Below are 2,684 nucleotides of genomic sequence, written 5' to 3' on the forward strand. Positions count from 1 at the left end.
GGTGCTGCCCTCCACGCGAGAACTCGCCGAACAGTGGGACACGAGCACGTTCACGATCTCCGAGGCGATGCGCATCCTGATCGAAGACGGCCTGGTCGTCAGCAAGTCACGCTCTCAGCGCACGGTGAACGCACCAAGCCAGCAGGAGCACCACCAGGTGCGGCCCGTACACCCGAACGTCGTCATGATCGGCGGCTATGCAGGCAGCGGAAAGTCCGAGCTTGGACGGATCCTCGTGCGCGAAACGGGTTGGCCGATGCTCGACAAGGATTCACTGACCAGACCCGTTGTTGAAGCAGCGCTGGAGCTGCTCGGGCGCTCGCCCAACGACCGCGAATCCGACCTGTACACAACGCAGCTCAGGCCACGGGAGTACGAGGCGCTAGCCACCGCCACGGCGGAGAACGTCGAGTGCGGCAACTCCGCGATCGTGACCGCGCCGTTCGTTCGCGAGTTCGCCGATCGGGCATGGCTCGCCAAGACCCAGGCAAGCTACGCGGCGATGAACGCCACCACCACGTTCGTGTGGGTGTACTGCGACGCCGCGAGCATGCAGACGTACATCCGGCGGCGCGGGGCAGCCCGAGACAGCGCGAAGCTGTCTGACTGGCCAGGATGGCTCGGCGCGATCAACCTCGACTTCCGGCCGGCCGTGGAGCACGTGGTGATCGACAACTCGGAGTCCAGCCCACTTCCGCTCTCCGTGCAGGCAAAACGCCTGTTGGAATCAATCCTGTCGAGCAGGACGTGATGAGTCTCGAGCTGAACGCGCTATTCGGTGACGCCCGGATAATGATGATCCTTCGGGGCGTCGGCACCCCAGAGGCAGGCGTGGCAGCAGCAGAGCGAGCTTGGAGGCTGGGCGTCGACCTGGTCGAAGTGCCCATCGGGGAGCGAGCCGAGCTGCCAATCCTGGAAGCCGTGGTCGCGGCAGGCCGCAGCCGGGGCAAGGACGTTGGGGCCGGCACAATCGTCAGCACCGAGCATGTCCGCCTGGCCGTCCGTGCCGGCGCTCGCTACACGGTCGCCCCCGGTCTGGACCCACAGGTCGCGGCAGCCAGTCAGAATGCGGGCCTACCGCATATGCCGGGCGCCTTCACGGCAACCGAGGTCCAAACCGCACGCAGGGCCGGCTGCACCTGGGTGAAGGTCTTCCCCGCAGGCGTCCTCGGCCCCGCGTGGTTTCGCGCCATGCGAGGCCCGTTCCCGCGCATGTCGTTCATGGCAACGGGAGGAGTCCAGCCTCAGGACGGCCGGGCATACCTCGATGCCGGCGCGGCCATGGTGGGCTTTGGCGTCAGCGCGCTATCGCCCGCCCACAACGGGCATGTTGCGAACCTCACCCGACGAACGGTGAAGTGAATTCGCCGTGGCCGGGCCCTCTTTAAAGCGCAGCCCGGCCGGCATGCCAACTCTCAAGAAGCGCTGGTGCTAAGAATTTGTCGACTCTTCGTCGCCACTCGCGTTCTCGCCCGGCAACGATGCATGGCGCCGAATTCGGTCTCGCAATAACAACATGTCCTGAATAATCTGGCGCTCTACGTCGCTTGATATGACCTCGGATCCAGCAATTAGCGCTTCCTCAATCGCAGATGGAAGTTCCGGCAGGAGAAACCCGTCCTCTTCCATGCTGTTGCGATGGTCCCTCAGCTCGTTCAGCGATCCCGCAAGGTCCTGAGCTACGATCCTGTACCGCCTCATTACCGTGGCCACGGCCTCGTCGGGAGACTCGACAGCCATGAGGTCGGGGAGGCTGCGGGCGATCAGCCTCAACCGCTCTTCCGCATTCATGTAGCGCTTTACCAGAGCACGATGAACGTCGTGCAGGCCAAGAATAATTTGTGCATAGCGCCACCTCTCATAAGAGAGGCCCTCATACGGCGGCACGAACGCGCCATGAACCCAACCACGCACTTGCCATGGCGTAGCCCCAATATCCGGAAGAACTTCAACCGATTCGCTGCGACCGAGTGGCGCTAGTAATAGAATCGGTGGGACTTCCAATGCCGCCGCGACGATTAGGAGTTCCGCAACGGAAATAGACTCTCGCCGGCGATTCTCCAGATTCACTATCACGGACTTGGGCACCCGATGCCCCAGCCTCCACGTGGCCGCCTCGACGTCCTTCGCGGTCATGCCCCGCTGGTCACGCCAGTAACGAATCGCAGTCGCGATCGAGCTAGTGAGCCGCTGCTCCCAGCTGTCCATAGGAAGCTTGCGGGTACCGGACTCGTCGTCGGGCGACACTTGTGCTCAACCCCTCACGATGCGTGACTTGACATGGCATTCGAACAGATGTATGGGCCGTTCGAGTTGTCGTACAGCTATCATACGCGCCATGATCCGAATTTTGGGTGTCACCATGACACCAAGCTTCGAGAAAATGCGTCGTGGCGCGACAGACAGCCTCTGACCAGGCGGCTTGACGGAGGGTGACCCGCGATGGTTAACTTTCGAGGCTCCCCGATCTCTTTCGGGAGCACGACTACGGCGCGGTCGTTAAACGACCGCGCCGTAAGAGTAGGTAGGCCTCGCAAGAGGTCTGCCCCAGTGCAGGATGGGTTGCAGCCCACCTAACACGCACCGGACTCTAGCAGCCAGTTTGCAGATGTGCAACGTGAAGCTGCAGAGCCTCACGTTCGTGTTTTAGCACGTCAACGGGGTCGACCTCTGCGAGGCATTCA

At 62.6% G+C, this 2,684-nt stretch carries 3 protein-coding genes; 2 read left to right on the top strand and 1 reads right to left on the bottom strand.

All coding sequences use genetic code 11. From position 1 onward, the window contains the following. Both ABD211_RS23600 and ABD211_RS23605 read left to right on the top strand, forming a co-directional pair. Positions 1–751 (top strand): AAA family ATPase (locus ABD211_RS23600; RefSeq protein WP_344135978.1); only part of this gene is annotated, 751 nt, incomplete at its 5' end. Further along, entirely contained in the window at positions 751–1,362 is a 612-nt protein-coding gene (locus ABD211_RS23605) for a bifunctional 4-hydroxy-2-oxoglutarate aldolase/2-dehydro-3-deoxy-phosphogluconate aldolase (protein WP_344135981.1), read from the top strand. The genes ABD211_RS23600 and ABD211_RS23605, both read left to right, overlap by 1 nt. 69 nt (positions 1,363–1,431) lie before the next feature. On the opposite strand, the gene ABD211_RS23610 is transcribed toward ABD211_RS23605, so the two are convergent. Next, the gene (locus tag ABD211_RS23610) at positions 1,432–2,136 is read right to left on the bottom strand and encodes a hypothetical protein (protein ID WP_344135984.1); all 705 of its coding nucleotides are present in this window, start codon (positions 2,134–2,136) and stop codon (positions 1,432–1,434) included. Positions 2,137–2,684 lie beyond the last annotated feature (548 nt).

Source organism: Luedemannella flava, from assembly GCF_039528515.1.
Classification (GTDB): domain Bacteria; phylum Actinomycetota; class Actinomycetes; order Mycobacteriales; family Micromonosporaceae; genus Luedemannella; species Luedemannella flava.